Annotated in this window: 12 protein-coding genes and 3 tRNA genes; 7 read left to right on the top strand and 8 right to left on the bottom strand. The window is 71.7% G+C overall.

The annotated features are described in order from the left end of the window. Positions 1-3 precede the first annotated feature (3 nt). Both ACWD1Z_RS31635 and ACWD1Z_RS31630 read left to right on the top strand, forming a co-directional pair. On the top strand, positions 4-1,536 hold the full coding sequence (locus ACWD1Z_RS31635; protein WP_451123355.1) for a DHA2 family efflux MFS transporter permease subunit: 1,533 nt from the start codon (positions 4-6) through the stop codon (positions 1,534-1,536). 86 nt (positions 1,537-1,622) lie between these two features. Further along, entirely contained in the window at positions 1,623-2,375 is a 753-nt protein-coding gene (locus tag ACWD1Z_RS31630) for a TetR/AcrR family transcriptional regulator (RefSeq protein ID WP_451123353.1), read from the top strand. Positions 2,376-2,420: 45 nt separating this feature from the next. On the opposite strand, the gene ACWD1Z_RS31625 is transcribed toward ACWD1Z_RS31630, so the two are convergent. The 3 genes from ACWD1Z_RS31625 to ACWD1Z_RS31615 form a co-directional block, all read right to left on the bottom strand. After that, positions 2,421-2,494, bottom strand: a tRNA-Ile gene (locus ACWD1Z_RS31625). Positions 2,495-2,672: 178 nt separating this feature from the next. Further along, positions 2,673-2,745, bottom strand: a tRNA-Asn gene (locus ACWD1Z_RS31620). Positions 2,746-2,750: 5 nt separating this feature from the next. Beyond that, positions 2,751-2,823: transfer RNA gene (locus tag ACWD1Z_RS31615), tRNA-Asn, on the bottom strand. Between the two features lie 133 nt (positions 2,824-2,956). Between ACWD1Z_RS31615 and ACWD1Z_RS31610 the strand changes: the two genes are divergently transcribed. The 4 genes from ACWD1Z_RS31610 to ACWD1Z_RS31595 all read left to right on the top strand — a co-directional run bounded on the left by ACWD1Z_RS31610 (position 2,957) and on the right by ACWD1Z_RS31595 (position 8,504). Continuing rightward, on the top strand, positions 2,957-3,262 hold the full coding sequence (locus ACWD1Z_RS31610) for a YtxH domain-containing protein (protein ID WP_451123351.1): 306 nt from the start codon (positions 2,957-2,959) through the stop codon (positions 3,260-3,262). Between the two features lie 36 nt (positions 3,263-3,298). Continuing rightward, positions 3,299-4,738 (top strand): xylulokinase, encoded by a 1,440-nt coding sequence (locus ACWD1Z_RS31605; RefSeq protein ID WP_451123349.1) that lies wholly within the window; start codon positions 3,299-3,301, stop codon positions 4,736-4,738. Positions 4,739-4,842: 104 nt separating this feature from the next. Continuing rightward, on the top strand, positions 4,843-6,576 hold the full coding sequence (locus ACWD1Z_RS31600) for an ABC transporter ATP-binding protein (protein WP_451123347.1): 1,734 nt from the start codon (positions 4,843-4,845) through the stop codon (positions 6,574-6,576). Continuing rightward, positions 6,576-8,504 (top strand): ABC transporter ATP-binding protein, encoded by a 1,929-nt coding sequence (locus ACWD1Z_RS31595; protein WP_451123345.1) that lies wholly within the window; start codon positions 6,576-6,578, stop codon positions 8,502-8,504. Before ACWD1Z_RS31600 ends, ACWD1Z_RS31595 begins: the two co-directional genes overlap by 1 nt. 34 nt (positions 8,505-8,538) lie before the next feature. On the opposite strand, the gene ACWD1Z_RS31590 is transcribed toward ACWD1Z_RS31595, so the two are convergent. The 5 genes from ACWD1Z_RS31590 to ACWD1Z_RS31570 all read right to left on the bottom strand — a co-directional run bounded on the left by ACWD1Z_RS31590 (position 8,539) and on the right by ACWD1Z_RS31570 (position 15,493). Continuing rightward, positions 8,539-9,810 (bottom strand): RNA polymerase sigma factor, encoded by a 1,272-nt coding sequence (locus ACWD1Z_RS31590; protein ID WP_451123343.1) that lies wholly within the window; start codon positions 9,808-9,810, stop codon positions 8,539-8,541. Between the two features lie 104 nt (positions 9,811-9,914). After that, positions 9,915-11,816 (bottom strand): DNA primase, encoded by a 1,902-nt coding sequence (gene dnaG / locus ACWD1Z_RS31585; RefSeq protein WP_451123341.1) that lies wholly within the window; start codon positions 11,814-11,816, stop codon positions 9,915-9,917. A 29-nt stretch (positions 11,817-11,845) separates the two neighbouring features. Further along, the gene (locus tag ACWD1Z_RS31580) at positions 11,846-13,111 is read right to left on the bottom strand and encodes an NAD(P)/FAD-dependent oxidoreductase (protein ID WP_451123339.1); all 1,266 of its coding nucleotides are present in this window, start codon (positions 13,109-13,111) and stop codon (positions 11,846-11,848) included. 135 nt (positions 13,112-13,246) lie between these two features. After that, complete coding sequence (locus ACWD1Z_RS31575) at positions 13,247-14,527, bottom strand: deoxyguanosinetriphosphate triphosphohydrolase (RefSeq protein ID WP_451123337.1); 1,281 nt, start codon at positions 14,525-14,527, stop codon at positions 13,247-13,249. Positions 14,528-14,644: 117 nt separating this feature from the next. Beyond that, a complete protein-coding gene (locus ACWD1Z_RS31570) occupies positions 14,645-15,493 on the bottom strand; it encodes a sirohydrochlorin chelatase (RefSeq protein WP_451123335.1) in 849 nt (282 codons plus the stop codon). Between the two features lie 172 nt (positions 15,494-15,665). Between ACWD1Z_RS31570 and ACWD1Z_RS31565 the strand changes: the two genes are divergently transcribed. After that, positions 15,666-16,334, top strand: coding sequence for a SanA/YdcF family protein (locus tag ACWD1Z_RS31565; RefSeq protein WP_451123333.1), 669 nt, complete (start codon positions 15,666-15,668; stop codon positions 16,332-16,334). Positions 16,335-16,346: the final 12 nt, after the last annotated feature.

Below are 16,346 nucleotides of genomic sequence, written 5' to 3'. Positions count from 1 at the left end.
GTCATGGCGACATCCGAACGTGACCGCAAGTGGTGGATCCTGGGGGTCCTCTGCCTGACCCTGCTGACGACGGTGCTCGACAACACCGTTCTCAACGTCGCCGTCCCCACCCTCATGGAGGACCTCGACGCCAGTACGGCCGATGTGCAGTGGGTGATCAACGCCTATTCGCTCGCCCTGGCCGGCCTCCTCATCGCCTCCGGGGGCATGGCCGACCACTTCGGCCGCAAGCGGGCCCTGTTCGCGGGACTCACCCTGTTCGGCATCGGCTCACTGACCGGGGCCCTGGCCGACTCGGTGGGCACCCTGATCGCGGCCCGGGTGACGATGGGCCTGGGCGCCTCCCTCCTGATGCCGGCCACCCTCGCGGTCCTCATGCACGTCTTCGGAGACGAGGAGCGCATGAAGGCCATCGGCATCTGGATGGCGGTGTCCGCGGCCGGCATGGCGGGCGGACCCGTCGTCGGCGGCTTCCTGCTGGCCCACTTCTGGTGGGGTTCGGTCTTCCTGATCAACGTCCCGATCGCGCTCGTCGGCCTGGTCGCCATCGCCTGGCTGGTCCCCGAGTCCCGCAACCCGCACAGCGAACGGCCCGACTTCGTCGGCCTGCCGCTGTCCGTGCTGGGCATGGTGTCCCTGGTCTGGGCGGTCATCGCGGCCCCCGAGCACGGCTGGACCGACGTGCTGGTCCTCGGCCCGCTCGCCGTGGCCGTCGCCGCCATGGCGGTCTTCGCGGTGTGGGAGCGCCGGACGTCCCACCCGATGCTGGACATGAGCCTGTTCACCGAACGACGGTTCACCGGCGCGGCACTCGGCGGCCTGCTCGCCGCCTTCGGCATGGGCGGCTCCCTCTTCCTCCTCACCCAGCAGCTCCAGTTCGTCCTCGGCTACTCGCCGCTCGAAACCGGCCTGCGGATCGTGCCGTTCGCCATCGCCCTCCTCATCGGCAGCGGCGCCGCCAGCGCACCGCTCGGCAAGAGGATCGGCCTCGCCCGGACCGTCGCGCTGAGCATGGTGGTGGCCGCGCTCGGCCTGTGCGCCATCGCCGCCACCAGTGACAGCGGCTACGGCTGGACCCTGCCGGGACTGATCGTGGTGGGGTTCGCGATGGGCACCGCGGGCCCCGCCGCCGGCGCGGCCCTGATGAGCGCGATCCCGCCGGCCCGGGCCGGTACCGCGTCCGGCGTCAACGGCACGCTCCAGGAACTGGGCACCGGTCTGGGCGTGGCCGCGCTCGGCGCCGCCCTGGTCGCCCGGTTCGACGCGGGGCTGCCCGCCGTGCTGCCGGACGGCGCCGAGGAGTCCTTGCCCACCGCGCTCGCCGAAGCGGGCGGCCGGGCGGAGGAGGTCCGCGACGCCTTCGTCTCGGCCCTGGAGACCAGCCAGTTCCTCGGCGCGCTGGCCGTGGCGGTCGGCGGTGTCGCGGCCGGTGCGCTGCTCGGCTGGGCCGGACGGGAACCCACCGAACCGCCGACCCCCGTCGCTGCCGTGCTCTCCGGCGACCCGGAGGACCCCGACCGGCACAGCACGGTGTGATCCGGGGCGGGCGGCGTACGGCCGTACGATGACAGGCCTGCGAACAGGTTCCGGAGGTGCCGGACCGATGCCGAGGGGGGCCGGGCGTGGCCGAGCGCAAGCGGGGTGCGGCGAGGACCGCGAGCGTGTGGCTGACACCCCCGGTACGGCAGCCCGGCCCACCGGGACTGAGCCGGGACCGCATCGTGCGCACCGCGGTCGAACTCCTCGACGCCGAAGGTCTCCAGGCCCTGTCCATGCGCCGGGTGGCCGCCCGGCTGGGCGCCGGTCACATGTCCCTGTACTGGCATGTGGCCACCAAGGGCGCGCTGCTGGAGCTGGCCCTGGACGAGGTGTTCGGAGAGGTCGCGGCGCCCGCGGAGGACCTCTCCTGGGACGAGCAGCTGCGCGCCCTGGCGGGCAGCCTGCGCACGATGTTCGGCCGCCACCGGTGGGCCGCCCGGCTGATCGGCGAGTACCTCAACATCGGCCCGAACGCCCTGCGGACGACCGATACGGCGCTGCGCGTGGTGAACGGCTCGGGTCTGGCGCCCGATCAGACCGACAGCGCCGCTGCGCTGGTCCTGGAGTACGTCTGCGGTTTCGCCACCGCGGAGACCCGCATGATCGAGAACGCGGCGACCGCGGAGCGCGGCGGTGCCGCCTCCCCGGACGAGGGCTTCGCGGAGGTCTCGGACGCGGTCCGCTCCGGCCTGACCGAGTTCGCCTCCCTGCGGGAGCTAGCGGGCCGCGACATCGGCACGGCCACCCAGATCCGCGACCGCAACTTCGCCTTCGGCCTCCAGTGCATCATCGCGGGCCTGAGCTCTCTCGCGGACCCCGACAACACCGCGGGCTGAGACACGCACCACAGGCCAGATCGTTTCTGCACGAGGGGCGCGCGGTGGGGCGGGTGGGACTCGAACCCACGGCCGACGGATTATGAGTCCGCTGCTCTAACCGGCTGAGCTACCGCCCCATAGCGGCGTGTCGCGCACATTTGTACGCGCCGTCTGCCGCAGCATAGCCGCTCATACGATCTCCTGCTTCGGATGGTCGACTACGCATGCCCTGAAGGACTTCGGCGCGCCCCGCGCGGTTCCCGGCACCGGATCAGGACATGAAAAAGGACCCCCAAGGGGCCCTCGTTCAACCTGCTCCCCCGACTGGACTCGAACCAGTAACCTGCCGGTTAACAGCCGGCTGCTCTGCCAATTGAGCTACGGAGGACCGAGCTCCCCCGACTGGACTCGAACCAGTAACCTGCCGGTTAACAGCCGGCTGCTCTGCCAATTGAGCTACGGAGGAATGCCTCGTTGCATCGAACGTAGCTACCTGGGTATTCGCCAGGGGGCGGACGCTCGCTGCGACACATACATTAGCGCAAGCAGGGGGGTGCTCCGCCAATCGGTACTCCGCCCACGAGGGAAGGCTGGCCGCCATGCGCTACAAGCTCACGTTCGCCGTCGGGCTGGCTCTGGGTTACGTGCTCGGCACACGAGCCGGACGCGAACGCTACGAGCAGCTGAAGAAATCCGCGCGCCAGGTAACGCAGAACCCGGCGGTGCGCAACACCGCGGAGACCGCGGCCCAGCAAGGCAGGGTCTACGCGGGCAAGGCCTACCACGCCGTCAGCGACAAGGTCGGCGACAAGGTCCCGGAGTCGGTGACCCAGCGCGTCCGCCACCTCCGCGACCGCCATCCGAACGGCGCGGCCGAGGACGACTGGGGCACCAGCACCACGTAGCCGCCCGCGCGGCGCGGGACCCATAGAATTTTCGCCATGGGGATAGTCGCCGGGTTGGACAGCTCGCCCGAGTTCACTCGAATCGTCGTCTGCGACGCGGACACCGGAGCCGTGCTCCGGCAGGGGTATGCGCCGCACCCGGTCGAGGGGCGGCCGTCCGACGTCGACCCCCAGGCCTGGCTGCTCTCCCTCGGCGAGGCCGCCGGTGGCGGTCTGCTGGAGGGGGTGCAGGCCATCGGCGTGTCCTCGCAGCAGAACGCCGTCGTGCCCCTGGACTCCCAGGGCAACACCACCCGGCCCGCCATGGTCGGCGGCGACAGGCGGGCCCAGGTCGCCGCGGCCGATCTCGTCGACGCGCTCGGCGGGCGGGAGGCGTGGGCGCAGGCCGTCGGCTGCGTGCCGCAGGCCGCGCAGCCGGTGACCAAGCTGCGCTGGCTCAGCAAGAGCGAACCCGACGCCGCCGCCCGCACCGCCGTCCTGCTCCAGGCCCACGACTGGCTGGTGTGGCAGCTGCTCGGGCGGCCGGTGCGCCGGACCACCGACCGCGGCGGCGCCTCCGGCACCGGCTACTGGTCCGCGGCCACCGGCGCCTACCGCACCGATCTCATCGAGCTGGCGCTCGGTCACCAGGCCATGCTGCCGGAGGTGATCGGCCCCGCCGAGGCGGCCGGTACGACGCCGGAGGGGCTGCTGATCTCCGCCGGGACCGGTGAGACGATGGCCGCCGCCTTCGGGCTCGGCATCGGCCTGGGGGACGCCGTCGTCTCGCTCGGCGCCTCCGGATCCGTGATGGCCGTCCACCCCGAGGCCCTGCACGACCCGACCGGGATGATCACCGCGCTGGCCGACGCCACCGGCATGCACCTCCCGGTCGTCACCACCCTGAACGCCGTACGGACCCTGCGCGGCACCGCCGAGCTGCTCGGGCTGCCCGATCTGGAAAGCCTGTCCGAGCTGGCGATGAAGTCGACGCCGGGGTCGCACGGGCTGGTGCTGCTGCCCTATCTGGAGGGCGAGCGGACCCCGAATCTGCCGCACACCGCCGGCACCCTGGCCGGGCTCAGGCGGGAGGCGATGCGCCCGGAGCATCTGGCGCGGGCCGCCTTCGAGGGCATGCTGTGCGGACTCGCGGACGCCCTGGACGTCCTGCGCGGCCGGGGGGTCGAGGTGCGGCGGGTCTTCCTGCTGGGGGCCGCCGCCGAGCTGCCCGCGGTGCAGGCCTCGGCGCCGTCGCTGTTCGGCGCCCAGGTCGTCGTACCGCAGCCCGCCGACTACGCGGCGATCGGGGCCGCCCGGCAGGCCGCCTGGGCGCTGGGGACCTCGCAGGGCACGCTCGACGTGCGGAACCCGCCGGCCTGGCGGGGCGCGGCGGCGCAGGTGCTGGAGCCCGGCGAGGAGCTGGCGGTGGGACAGGCGGTGCGCCAGCAGTTCGTGTCGGTGCGCGAGCAGACCCATCCGGGGGCCTTTCGCCCGTAGCGCACCCTTGTTGGGTTAATCAGTTGGGGTAACGCGGGCTGAGTGTCCGACGATAGGGGCCAGGGGCAACCAACCGCCCCGCCGCCGACTCCGAGAGACACAGCGTGCTCATACGACTCCTGCGGACCTACCTCAGGCCCTACCGAAAACCCATCGCACTGCTGGTGCTGCTCCAGTTCCTGCAGACCTGCGCCACGCTCTACCTGCCCACCCTGAACGCGGACATCATCGACAACGGTGTCGTCCACGGCGACGCCGGCTACATCCTCAGCTACGGCGCCCTGATGATCGGCATCTCGCTGGTGCAGGTCGTCTGCAACATCGGGGCCGTGTACTACGGCGCCCGGACCGCCGCGGCGCTCGGCCGGGACGTGCGCGCCGCCGTCTTCGACCGGGTGCAGTCGTTCTCCGCGCGCGAGGTGGGCCACTTCGGCGCGCCCTCGCTGATCACCCGGACCACCAATGACGTGCAGCAGGTCCAGATGCTGGCCCTGATGACGTTCACCCTGATGGTCTCGGCGCCGATCATGTGCGTCGGCGGCATCGTGCTGGCCCTCGGCCTGGATGTGCCGCTGTCCGCGGTGCTGGTCGCCGTGGTGCCGGTGCTGGGCATCTGCGTGACCTTGATCGTGCGGCGGATGCGGCCGCTGTTCCGGGCCATGCAGGTGCGTCTGGACACGGTGAACCGGGTGCTGCGCGAGCAGATCACCGGCAACCGCGTGATCCGCGCCTTCGTCCGCGACGAGTACGAGCAGCAGCGCTTCCGCAAGGCGAACACCGAGCTGACCGAGATGTCGCTGGGCACCGGGAACCTGCTCGCGCTGATGTTCCCGATCGTGATGACGGTGGTGAACCTGTCGTCGATCGCGGTGGTGTGGTTCGGCGCGCACCGGATCGACAGCGGCGGCATGCAGATCGGCGACCTGACGGCGTTCCTCGCCTACCTGATGCAGATCGTGATGTCCGTGATGATGGCCACCTTCATGTTCATGATGGTGCCGCGCGCGGAGGTGTGCGCCGAACGGATCCAGGAGGTCCTCGACACCGACTCCAGCGTGGTGCCGCCGGTGGCGCCGATGCGGGAGCTGCGCCGACACGGCCATCTGGAGATCCGCGGGGCGGGATTCCGCTACCCGGGTGCCGAGGAGCCGGTGCTCAAGGGCATCGACCTGGTGGCGCTGCCCGGTGAGACCACCGCCGTGATCGGCTCGACCGGCAGCGGCAAGTCCACCCTGCTGGGTCTGGTCCCCCGGCTGTTCGACGCGACCGACGGGCGGGTCCTGGTGGACGGCGAGGACGTGGCGACGATCGATCCCCGGGTGCTGGCCAGGACCGTCGGCCTGGTCCCGCAGAAGCCGTACCTGTTCGCCGGGACCGTCGCGACGAACCTTCGCTACGGCAATCCCGACGCCACCGACGAGGAGCTGTGGCACGCGCTGGAGGTCGCCCAGGCCACGGAGTTCGTGCGGCGGCTGGAAGGCGGGCTCGACGCGCCGATCGCGCAGGGCGGCACCAACGTCTCCGGTGGTCAGCGCCAGCGGCTCGCCATCGCCCGGACACTCGTGCAGCGCCCGGAGATCTATCTGTTCGACGACTCCTTCTCGGCGCTCGACTACGCCACCGACGCGGCCCTGCGCGCCGCGCTGGCCCGGGAGACCGCCGAGGCGACCGTGGTGATCGTCGCCCAGCGGGTGGCGACCATCCGGGACGCCGACCGGATCGTGGTGCTCGACGAGGGCCGGGTCGTCGGCACCGGGCGGCACCAGGAGCTGATGGCGGACAACGAGACGTACCGGGAGATCGTGCTCTCCCAGCTGACGGAAGCGGAGGCCGCCTGATGGCCGGGCCGATGGGGCGGATGATGGCGGGCACCGGCCCGGACCACCGCTCGCTGGACTTCAAGGTGTCGGGCCGCCGGCTGGTCGCCCAGTTCAAGCCGGAGCGGCTCACCATCTGGGTGCTGCTGCTGTGTGTCGTGGTCAGCGTGGGTCTGACGGTCGTCGGGCCGAAGATCCTCGGCCAGGCCACCGACCTGGTCTTCGCGGGCATCGTCGGACGGGAGATGACACCCGGCGCGACGAAGGAGCAGGTCCTTCAGGACATACGGGACCGGGGCGACGACAACGTGGCCGACATGCTCCGCAGTACCGACTTCACGCCGGGCGAGGGCATCGACTTCACCGCCGTCGGGAACGTGCTGCTGCTCGCGCTCGCCGTGTTCACCGTCGCCGGGCTGCTGATGGCGGTGGCGACGCGGCTGGTGAACCGGGCCGTGAACCGGACCATGTTCCGGCTGCGCGAGGACGTGCAGGTCAAGCTGGGGCGGCTGCCGCTGTCGTACTTCGACAAGCGGCAGCGCGGTGAGGTGCTGTCCCGCGCCACCAACGACATCGACAACATCGGGCAGACCCTCCAGCAGTCGATGGGCCAGCTCATCAACTCGGTGCTGACCATCATCGGGGTGCTCGCGATGATGTTCTGGGTGTCGTGGATCCTCGCGCTGGTCGCGCTGGTGACCGTGCCGCTCTCCTTCTACATCGCCACCCGGGTCGGCAAGCGCTCGCAGCCGCACTTCGTGCAGCAGTGGCGCTCCACCGGCACGCTCAACGCGCACGTGGAGGAGATGTACACCGGGCACACCCTGGTGAAGGTGTTCGGGCGGCAGGACGAGTCGGCGCAGCAGTTCGCCGAGCAGAACGAGGCGCTGTACGAGGCCGGGTTCAAGGCGCAGTTCAACAGCGGGATCATGCAGCCGCTGATGATGTTCGTGTCGAACCTCAACTATGTGCTGGTGGCGGTGGTCGGCGGTCTGCGGGTCGCCTCGGGCTCGCTGTCCATCGGTGACGTCCAGGCCTTCATCCAGTACTCGCGGCAGTTCTCGATGCCGCTCACGCAGGTCGCGTCGATGGCGAACCTGGTGCAGTCCGGGGTCGCCTCCGCCGAGCGGGTCTTCGAACTCCTCGACGCGGAGGAGCAGTCGGCGGACCCCATGCCGGGGGTGCGGCCGGAGGAACTGCGCGGGCGGGTGGCGCTGGAGGGCGTGTCCTTCCGCTACGACCCCGACAAGCCGCTCATCGAGGACCTCACGCTGACGGTGGAGCCCGGGCAGACGGTCGCGATCGTCGGCCCGACCGGCGCCGGGAAGACCACGCTGGTCAACCTCCTCATGCGGTTCTACGAGGTCTCCGGCGGGCGGATCACGCTGGACGGGGTGGACGTGGCGACGATGTCCCGGGACGAACTGCGTACCGGGATCGGCATGGTGCTGCAGGACACCTGGCTGTTCGGCGGGACGATCGCGGAGAACATCGCGTACGGGGCCGCGCGCGAGGTCACCCGGGGCGAGATCGAGGAGGCGGCCAGGGCGGCCCACGCGGACCGGTTCATCCGTACCCTGCCCGACGGCTACGACACGGTGATCGACGACGAGGGTTCCGGGGTCAGTGCCGGTGAGAAGCAGCTGATCACCATCGCCCGGGCGTTCCTGTCGGATCCGGTGATCCTGGTGCTGGACGAGGCGACGTCCTCCGTCGACACCCGTACCGAGGTGCTGATCCAGAAGGCGATGGCGAAACTCGCGCACGGCCGTACGTCGTTCGTCATCGCGCACCGCCTGTCGACGATCCGCGACGCGGACACGATCCTGGTGATGGAGAACGGCTCCATTGTGGAACAGGGCGCCCACGGCGAACTGCTGGCGGCCGACGGCGCGTACGCCCGCCTGTACAAGGCCCAGTTCGCGGAGGCGGTCGCCGAGGTGGACTGAGCGTGCGGGGGGCCGCCGTCCGGCGGCCCCCCTCCTAGTCCAGATAGCCCCTGAGCTGGTCCGCGAAGGCGTGGTCGCGCAGTTTGTTCAGGGTCTTCGACTCGATCTGGCGGATGCGTTCCCTGGTCACGCCGAAGATGCGGCCTATCTCCTCCAGCGTGCGGGGGCGCCCGTCGGCCAGGCCGTAGCGGAGCTGGACGACCTTGCGTTCGCGCTCGCCCAGCGTGGACAGCACCGCCTCCAGGTGCTCGCGCAGCAGGAGGAACGCCGCCGATTCCACCGGGCTCGCCGCGTCGCCGTCCTCTATGAGGTCGCCGAGCGCCACGTCGTCCTCCTCGCCCACCGGGGCGTGCAGGGACACCGGCTCCTGGGCCAGCCGCAGCACCTCGCTCACCCGCTCCGGCGCGAGGTCCAGCTGGCCGGCCACTTCCTCCGGGGTCGGCTCGTAGCCGCGTTCCTGCAGCATGCGGCGCTGCACCCGGACCACCCGGTTGATCAGCTCCACCACATGGACCGGGACGCGGATCGTGCGGGCCTGGTCGGCCAGGGCCCGGGACATGGCCTGGCGGATCCACCAGGTGGCGTACGTGGAGAACTTGTAGCCGCGGGCGTAGTCGAACTTCTCCACCGCGCGGATCAGGCCCAGGTTTCCCTCCTGCACCAGGTCCAGCATGGTCAGGCCACGGCCGACGTACCGCTTGGCCACGGAGACCACCAGGCGCAGGTTCGCCTCGATCAGGCGGCGCTTGGCCATCCGGCCCATCACCACCAGCCGGTCCAGGTCCAGCGCCAGCTGGCTGTCCAGGTCGGGGGTGCTGCTGAGCTTCTCCTCCGCGAACAGGCCGGCCTCGACGCGGCGGGCGAGTTCGACCTCCTCGGCGGCCGTGAGCAGCGGGATGCGGCCGATCTCCCGCAGGTACTGGCGGAACAGGTCCGAGGACGGCCCGCTGTTGTCGGCCCGGGGAGCGCGCACCGGCTCGGGCGGTTCGTCGAGGGCGGCCGGGGTCTCCGGCTCGGTCTCGGGGTGGTGCGCGGCACGGTTCTGCGGGGGCACCGCGACGAGGACGTCGGGCTCCTCGTCGGGTGCGGCGTCCGTGCCGCCGGCGGTACCGGTGTCGGTGTGGGTGAGGGTCTGGGTCTGCACGGGGGCGACCTCCAGGATGATCGCTGCTGAAAAGAGCGGCAGCGCGGCTTCGGGGGCGGAGTCGGCGGCCTCGCCGCTGTCCGTCCCGTACGCGATGAGCGGAACCGCGGGGGTATGGGACCCGTAGGGGACGGATCGGCCGCGCTCCGAGGACTCAGGCACCGGAACCCAGTGTGGAGTACGACACATCGCCGCCACGAGGGGCGTGCGGTGACTTTTTGCGTTCGGTCCGTGACCGCGCGGTTATCGCGGGAGGGCCGGCAGGGCTACAGAGCTGCGGCTCCGTGCTCCCGCAGGGCCTGGTCGTACTGCTGGAGAACCCACAGTTCGTTCTGCACCGCGGCGAGTTGGGCCGGGTCCCCGCCCGCGGAGAGCCGGGTCATCTGGGACTGGACGTCACGGATGCGGCGCTCGACGGCCCGGCGGCGGACGGTGACGAGCTGTTCGCCCGCGTAGTTCTCGTCGACGGTACGGCGCATGATCGCCTCGACGGCCAGCTCGGTGACCATCGCGCGGACCGCGTCGTCGGGCGCCGCGTCCCGCACCCGGACCAGGTAGTCCTGCGCGTCCTGGACGCCGTACTCGACGCCGCCCGCCTCCATGACCGCCTGGCGCACGGCGGCGTAGGGCGCGGCCGTGAACTCGTCGATGCCGTACGCGTCGAAGGCCGGGGAGACCAGCTCGGGGCGCTGGAGGGCGAGCTTGAGCAGTTCGCGCTCGGTGGCGTAGACGGGGTTGCGGAGGTTGAGCGCCGGGCCCGCCGCCTGGGGCCGGGGGGCGGCGTCGTACGGCTGTCGCGGGCCGCGCGCCGGGGCCGGGCCCTTGCCGCCGCGGTCCCGGGCCCAACGGGCCAGCTGGGCCACCCGCTTGACCACGAACTGGGTGTCGAGGATGCCGAGCATGCCGGCCAGCTGGACGGCGACCTCGTGCTGGGCGCCGCTGTTCTTGATGCGGGCGACGATGGGCGCGGCCTCGTCCAGTGCCGCGGCCCGGCCGCCCGGGGTGTCCAGGTCGTAGCGCAGGACGATCTGGCGGAGCGCGAACTCGAAGAGCGGGGTGCGGGGTTCGACCAGGTCGGCGACGGCCTCGTCGCCCTTGGCCAGGCGCAGCTCGCAGGGGTCCATGCCGTCGGGGGCGATGGCGATGTAGGTCTCGGCGGCGAACTTCTGGTCGTCCTCGAAGGCGCGCAGGGCCGCCTTCTGGCCGGCCGCGTCACCGTCGAAGGTGAAGATCACCCGGGCCGAGCCGTTGTCCATCAGCAGCCGGCGCAGGATCTTGATGTGGTCGCCGCCGAAGGCGGTGCCGCAGGTCGCGATGGCCGTCGGGACTCCGGCGAGGTGGCAGGCCATGACGTCGGTGTAGCCCTCGACGACGACCGCGCGGGAGGACTTCGCGATCTCCTTCTTCGCCAGGTCGATGCCGTAGAGGACCTGGCTCTTGCGGTAGATCGCGGTGTCGGGGGTGTTGAGGTACTTCGGGCCGTTGTCCGCCTCGTACAGCTTGCGCGCGCCGAAGCCGACGACCTCGCCGCCGATGTCGCGGATGGGCCACATCAGCCGGCCCCGGAAGCGGTCGATGGGGCCGCGGCGGCCCTCCTGGGAGAGGCCGGAGAGGATCAGTTCCTTGTCGGAGAAGCCCTTGCCGCGCAGATAGCGGGTGAGGTGGTCCCACCCCTGCGGGCTGTAGCCGACGCCGAAGTGGACGGCGGCGGCCTGGTCGAAGCCGCGCTCGGCGAGGAACACCCGGCCGGTCTCGGCCTCGGGGCTGGCGGCGAGCTGCTCGGCGTACCACTCGGCGGCGATCTTGTGGGCCTCGACCAGCCGGATCCGCTCGCCGCGCTGGTGGGAGGGGTTGTAGCCGCCCTCCTCGTAACGCAGGGTGATGCCGGCCTGGCCGGCGAGGCGCTCGACCGCCTCGGAGAAGGAGAGGTGGTCGACCTTCATCACGAACGTGATGGTGTCGCCGCCCTCCTGGCAGCCGAAGCAGTGGAAGAGCCCCTTGCTCGGGCTGACCTGGAAGGAGGGCGACTTCTCGTCGTGGAACGGGCAGAGCCCCTTGAGGTTTCCGCCGCCGGCGTTGCGCAGCTGGAGGTACTCGGACACCACGGCGTCGATCGGGACCGCGTCCCGAACCGCCTTCACGTCCTCGTCATTGATCCGTCCTGCCACGCGTGAATTCTACGGGGACGGACCGACAGCTAAGGGATGAGGCTTTCGAGCGCTGTGTGCGGGTCCGCCAGCGCCTCGGTGTTCACCCGGGCCCGGGAGCGGATCAGCCGCTGGACCGGGTCTGTGACGTCCCACACATTCACATTCATCCCGGCCAGCACCCGGCCCTCCTTCAGCCAGAACGCGATGAACTCCCGCTTGCCCGCGTCCCCTCGGATCACCACTTCGTCGTAGGAGCCGGGGGGCGCCCAGCCGGAGTACTCCATCCCCAGGTCGTACTGGTCGGAGAAGAAGTAGGGCACCCGGTCGTGGACGACGTCCCGGCCGAGCATCGCGCGGGCCGCGGCCGGGCCGCCGTTGAGGGCGTTGGCCCAGTGCTCGACGCGCAGGCGGGTGCCGAACAGGGGGTGCGGGAAGGACGCGACGTCGCCGGCGGCGTAGATGTCGGGGTCGGAGGTGCGCAGCCGTTCGTCGACGAGGAGTCCGCCGCCGTGGGCGCGGTCGGCGATCTCCAGGCCCGCCGCCTCCGCGAGGCCGGTCCGCGGCGCCGCCCCGATCGCCGCCAGCACGTCGTGCGCGGGGTGTTCCTCGCCGTCGTCCGTGCGCGCGGACAGCACCACGCCGTCCTGCCCGATGATCTCCGTCAGCCGCGCCCCGAAGTGGAAGCGCACCCCGCGCTCCCGGTGCAGCTCGGCGAAGAGCTGGCCGAGCTCCGGGCCGAGGACGCCGTGCAGCGGGGTCGGCTCCGGCTCGACGACGGTGACCTCGGCGCCGTACTCCCGGGCCGCCGCCGCTACCTCCAGGCCGATCCAGCCGGCCCCGGCGATCACGATGTGGCCGTTGTCCCGGCCGAGCGCGGCCAGGACGCCCTTGAGCCGTTCGGCGTGCGCGAGCCGGCGCAGATGGTGCACGCCGGCCAGGTCGGTGCCCGGGATGTCCAGGCGCCGGGGCTCGGCGCCGGTGGCGAGCAGCAGCTTGTCGTAGTGGACGACCGTGCCGTCCTCGCCGAAGCGGACCGTCTTCGCCGTACGGTCGATCCTGTCGACGGTCTGCCCGAGGTGCAGCTCGACGTCGTGCTGCGCGTACCAGCCGGGCTCGTGCACGAAGACGCTGTCGCGCTCCTCCTTGCCGAGCAGATAGCCCTTGGAGAGCGGCGGACGCTCGTAGGGGTGGTCGCGCTCGTCGCAGATCAGTATCACGCGGCCCGTGAAGCCCTCCGCGCGCAGCGTCTCGGCCGCCTTCGCGCCGGCGAGTCCTCCTCCGACGATGACGAATGTCTGATCCGCGTCGACCACTTGATGCCTCCTCGTAAGGGTGTCGCCACTTGGGAGCGTCCCGCACGGAGTGTGATGGGGGAAGAGGGAGTGGCCCGATCAGGCCACGGAGGGTCACATTCGGGCGCGTTGCATGTCACGCACGCCCCCTCACTCTCACGCGTGCCCCGTAAGGCGTACGTGAAGCGAACGGGCCGAGGCGTCGGTGAGGGACGCGATCTGGTCCACGATCACCCGCTTGCGCTCCCGGTCGTCGGGCGCCCGGTCGAACAGCGCCCGGAACTGGGGGTCCAGCCCCTCCGGCGCCCGCGCGGTCAGCGCCTCGGCCAGTTCGGCCACGACGATCCGCTGATCGGCCCGCAGCAGCTCCTGCTCGGCCCGCTGCATGACGTACCGGTCGGCGACGGCCTTCAGGACCGCGCACTCCAGCCGGATGTCCCGGGGGACGACGAGTTCGGCGCCGTACCGGGTGAGCCGCCCGGAGCCGTGGGCGGCGCGGGTGGCGCCCTCCGCGGCGAGGCAGAAGCGGCCGATGAGCTGGCTGGTGGCGTCCTTGAGGCGGGCCTGGGCGGCGGCGGTGCCGTCGTAGCCGTGCGGCCACCACTCCTGGTCCTGGAGCCGGTCGAGGGCGGCGGCGAGTTCGGCCGGGTCGGTGTCCGCCGGGACGTACCGTCCGACGGCCACCGCGAAGACCGCCTCGCGTTCGGGTTCGGCGTGCAGGCAGTTGGGGTCGATGTGGCCGGCGTGCAGGCCGTCCTCGACGTCGTGCACGGAGTACGCCACGTCGTCGGCCCAGTCCATCACCTGGGCCTCGAAGGTGGCGCGGGTGCCGGGGGCGCCCTCGCGGACCCAGTCGAAGACGGGCCGGTCGTCGTCGTAGACGCCGAACTTCACGGACGTGGGGTCGGTGGGGTGGGCGCCGCGGGGCCAGGGGTACTTGGTGGCGGCGTCGAGGGTGGCGCGGGTGAGGTTGAGTCCGACGGAGCCCTGGGGGGTGAACCGCTTGGGCTCGATCCGGGTGAGGAGCCTCAGCGACTGGGCGTTGCCCTCGAATCCGCCGACGTCCTGGGCGAATTCGTTGAGAGCCTGTTCGCCGTTGTGGCCGAACGGGGGGTGGCCGAGGTCGTGGGCCAGGCAGGCGGCCTCGACGAGGTCCGGGTCGCAGCCGAGGGCCGCGCCCAGCTCCCGGCCTACCTGGGCGCACTCCAGGGAGTGGGTGAGGCGGGTGCGGGGGCTGGCGTCCCACATCTGGCTGCGGGTGCCCGGGGTGACGACCTGGGTCTTGCCGGCGAGCCTTCTGAGGGCGGAGGAGTGGAGGATGCGGGCGCGGTCCCGCTGGAAGGCGGTGCGGCCCGGGCGCTTGTCCGGTTCTTTCGACCAGCGTTCCACGGAGGGCGGGTCGTAGCCGGGGGGTGGGAGGTGGTTCTCGGGGGCCATGCGTCGACACTAAGCGCCGGCGCGTCTGCCGGGTTCCGTTTCGGGCGGGTGCGGCGTTCGTTGTGGCTGGTCGCGCAGTTCCCCGCGCCCCTGGGTATGTCCGGGTCGCCCTTGGTTTCAAGCCGATGCCAACGCTCGTTCCTTGACCGCCGGGGTCGCCAGGCTCTGGTCGTAGCGGTGGAGGACGAGTCGGGCCATCGCCGGGTGGGGGCCCAGGGGGGCCGATGCCAGCCACGGGGCCTGGGTCGCGCACTCCGTCGCGAAGCGGCCGGGGGCCGTGAAGCAGGAGGCGACCGCCGTGCGGTGGTGGCCCCGGGCGGTCAGCAGCCTGATGGCGTCGGGCACGGTGGGGGTGGCCGTCGTGGCGTAGGAGGGGAGTACCGGTACGCCCAGGCGCTCCGACAGCGCGGCCGCCGTGCGTTGCGTGTCCACCGTGGAGTCGGCGTCGCGGGAGCCCGCCGCCGCCAGGACCACGGCCGTTCCGGGGGTCCGGGCCCAGCCGGCCTCCATCAGGCGGTCGTACAGGGCCTCCACCAGAAGGGGGTGCGGCCCCAGCGGCTGGGCCACGCTCGTGCGTACGGCGGACTGCACCGCCATCTCGGGGATGTCCCGTTTCACGTGGTAGCCGCGGCTGAGGAGGAGGGGGACCAGCACGGCCTCGTCCGTGTCGAGGGCGGCGAGCGTGTCCGGGAGCAGGGGCTCGTTCAGTTCGATGTGGCCCAGCCGTACGGGCAGGCCCGGGCGGAGTTCGCGGACGCGCTCCAGGAGGGCGTGGACGGTGCTCAGGGCTCGCGGGTCACGGCTGCCGTGGGCCACGACCACCAGTGCGGGCGGGGTGGGGCGGCGCCGGCCGTCGAGCGCGGCGGTGCCGGGCCGGCCGGCGAGCTGGCTGCTGATCCGGTTCATGAGATGCGCCGAACTGTCGAGGGACGTGGACTCGTCGTGAAGTGATGGCGACGCCGTCATGAACCAATGGTGGGGGCCGGAGGTTGCCGCGCCGTTGCGCGGGGGTCACGGGTCTTTTCCGTAGGTTCACCGTCCGCGCCCCGACGGTGTGAACCGGCCTGACCTGGGCTTTCGACGGCGGGAGTGACCTTGGTCACGCAACCGGGCGCGGGCGCCCGGCGTCCTACGGTGCATGAGGATCCGCCTGCCGCGCACCCGCACCGCACAACGGCGGCTGGTGCAGGCGCTGATGGCGGCGTGTGTGCTGGCCCTGACTCCGATGACCTGGATGTACGTCTCCACCGGCGACCGGCTGCGCCCCCTCGCCGACGCGCCCCGCACCGACGTGGCCGTCGTCTTCGGCGCGGGCCTGTGGCAGGGCGAGCCGTCGCCGTACCTGGCCCACCGGCTGGACGCGGCGGCCGAGCTGTACCGCGCCGGGCGGGTGAAGGTCGTCCTGGTCACCGGCGACAACAGCCGCGAGGACTACGACGAGCCGGACGCCATGCGCGCCTATCTGACCCGGCACGGGGTGCCCGACGCGCGGATCGTCAGCGACTACGCGGGCTTCGACACCTGGGACTCCTGCGTGCGCGCGAAGAAGATCTTCGGGGTGGACGAGGCGGTGCTGATCAGCCAGGGGTTCCACATCCGGCGGGCTCTCGCCCTGTGCGAGGCGGCCGGGGTGACGTCGTACGGGATCGGGGTGGCCGCCGCGCACGACGCCACCTGGTACTACGGCGGCACCCGGGAGATCTTCGCGGCGGGCAAGGCCGCGCTGGACGCGGTGTTCCGGCCGGACCCCACCTTCCTCGGACCGGCGGAACCCGGGGTCGCGGAGGCGCTCGGGGCCGGCCGGTGAACGGTCCCTCAC

The sequence above is a fragment of the Streptomyces sp. NPDC002784 genome (assembly GCF_053592135.1).
This window is presented reverse-complemented; position numbering and strand designations above follow the sequence as displayed.

Bases quoted from the DNA above. Each gene is read 5' to 3' on its own strand.
- ACWD1Z_RS31610 (WP_451123351.1), top strand. From the start codon at position 2,957: ATGCGCTACAAGCTCACGTTCGCCGTCGGGCTGGCTCTGGGTTACGTG.
- ACWD1Z_RS31605 (WP_451123349.1), top strand. From the start codon at position 3,299: ATGGGGATAGTCGCCGGGTTGGACAGCTCGCCCGAGTTCACTCGAATC.
- ACWD1Z_RS31575 (WP_451123337.1), bottom strand. From the start codon at position 14,527: ATGGCCCCCGAGAACCACCTCCCACCCCCCGGCTACGACCCGCCCTCC.
- ACWD1Z_RS31565 (WP_451123333.1), top strand. From the start codon at position 15,666: ATGAGGATCCGCCTGCCGCGCACCCGCACCGCACAACGGCGGCTGGTG.
- ACWD1Z_RS31635 (WP_451123355.1), top strand. From the start codon at position 4: ATGGCGACATCCGAACGTGACCGCAAGTGGTGGATCCTGGGGGTCCTC.
- ACWD1Z_RS31595 (WP_451123345.1), top strand. From the start codon at position 6,576: ATGGCCGGGCCGATGGGGCGGATGATGGCGGGCACCGGCCCGGACCAC.
- ACWD1Z_RS31570 (WP_451123335.1), bottom strand. From the start codon at position 15,493: ATGACGGCGTCGCCATCACTTCACGACGAGTCCACGTCCCTCGACAGT.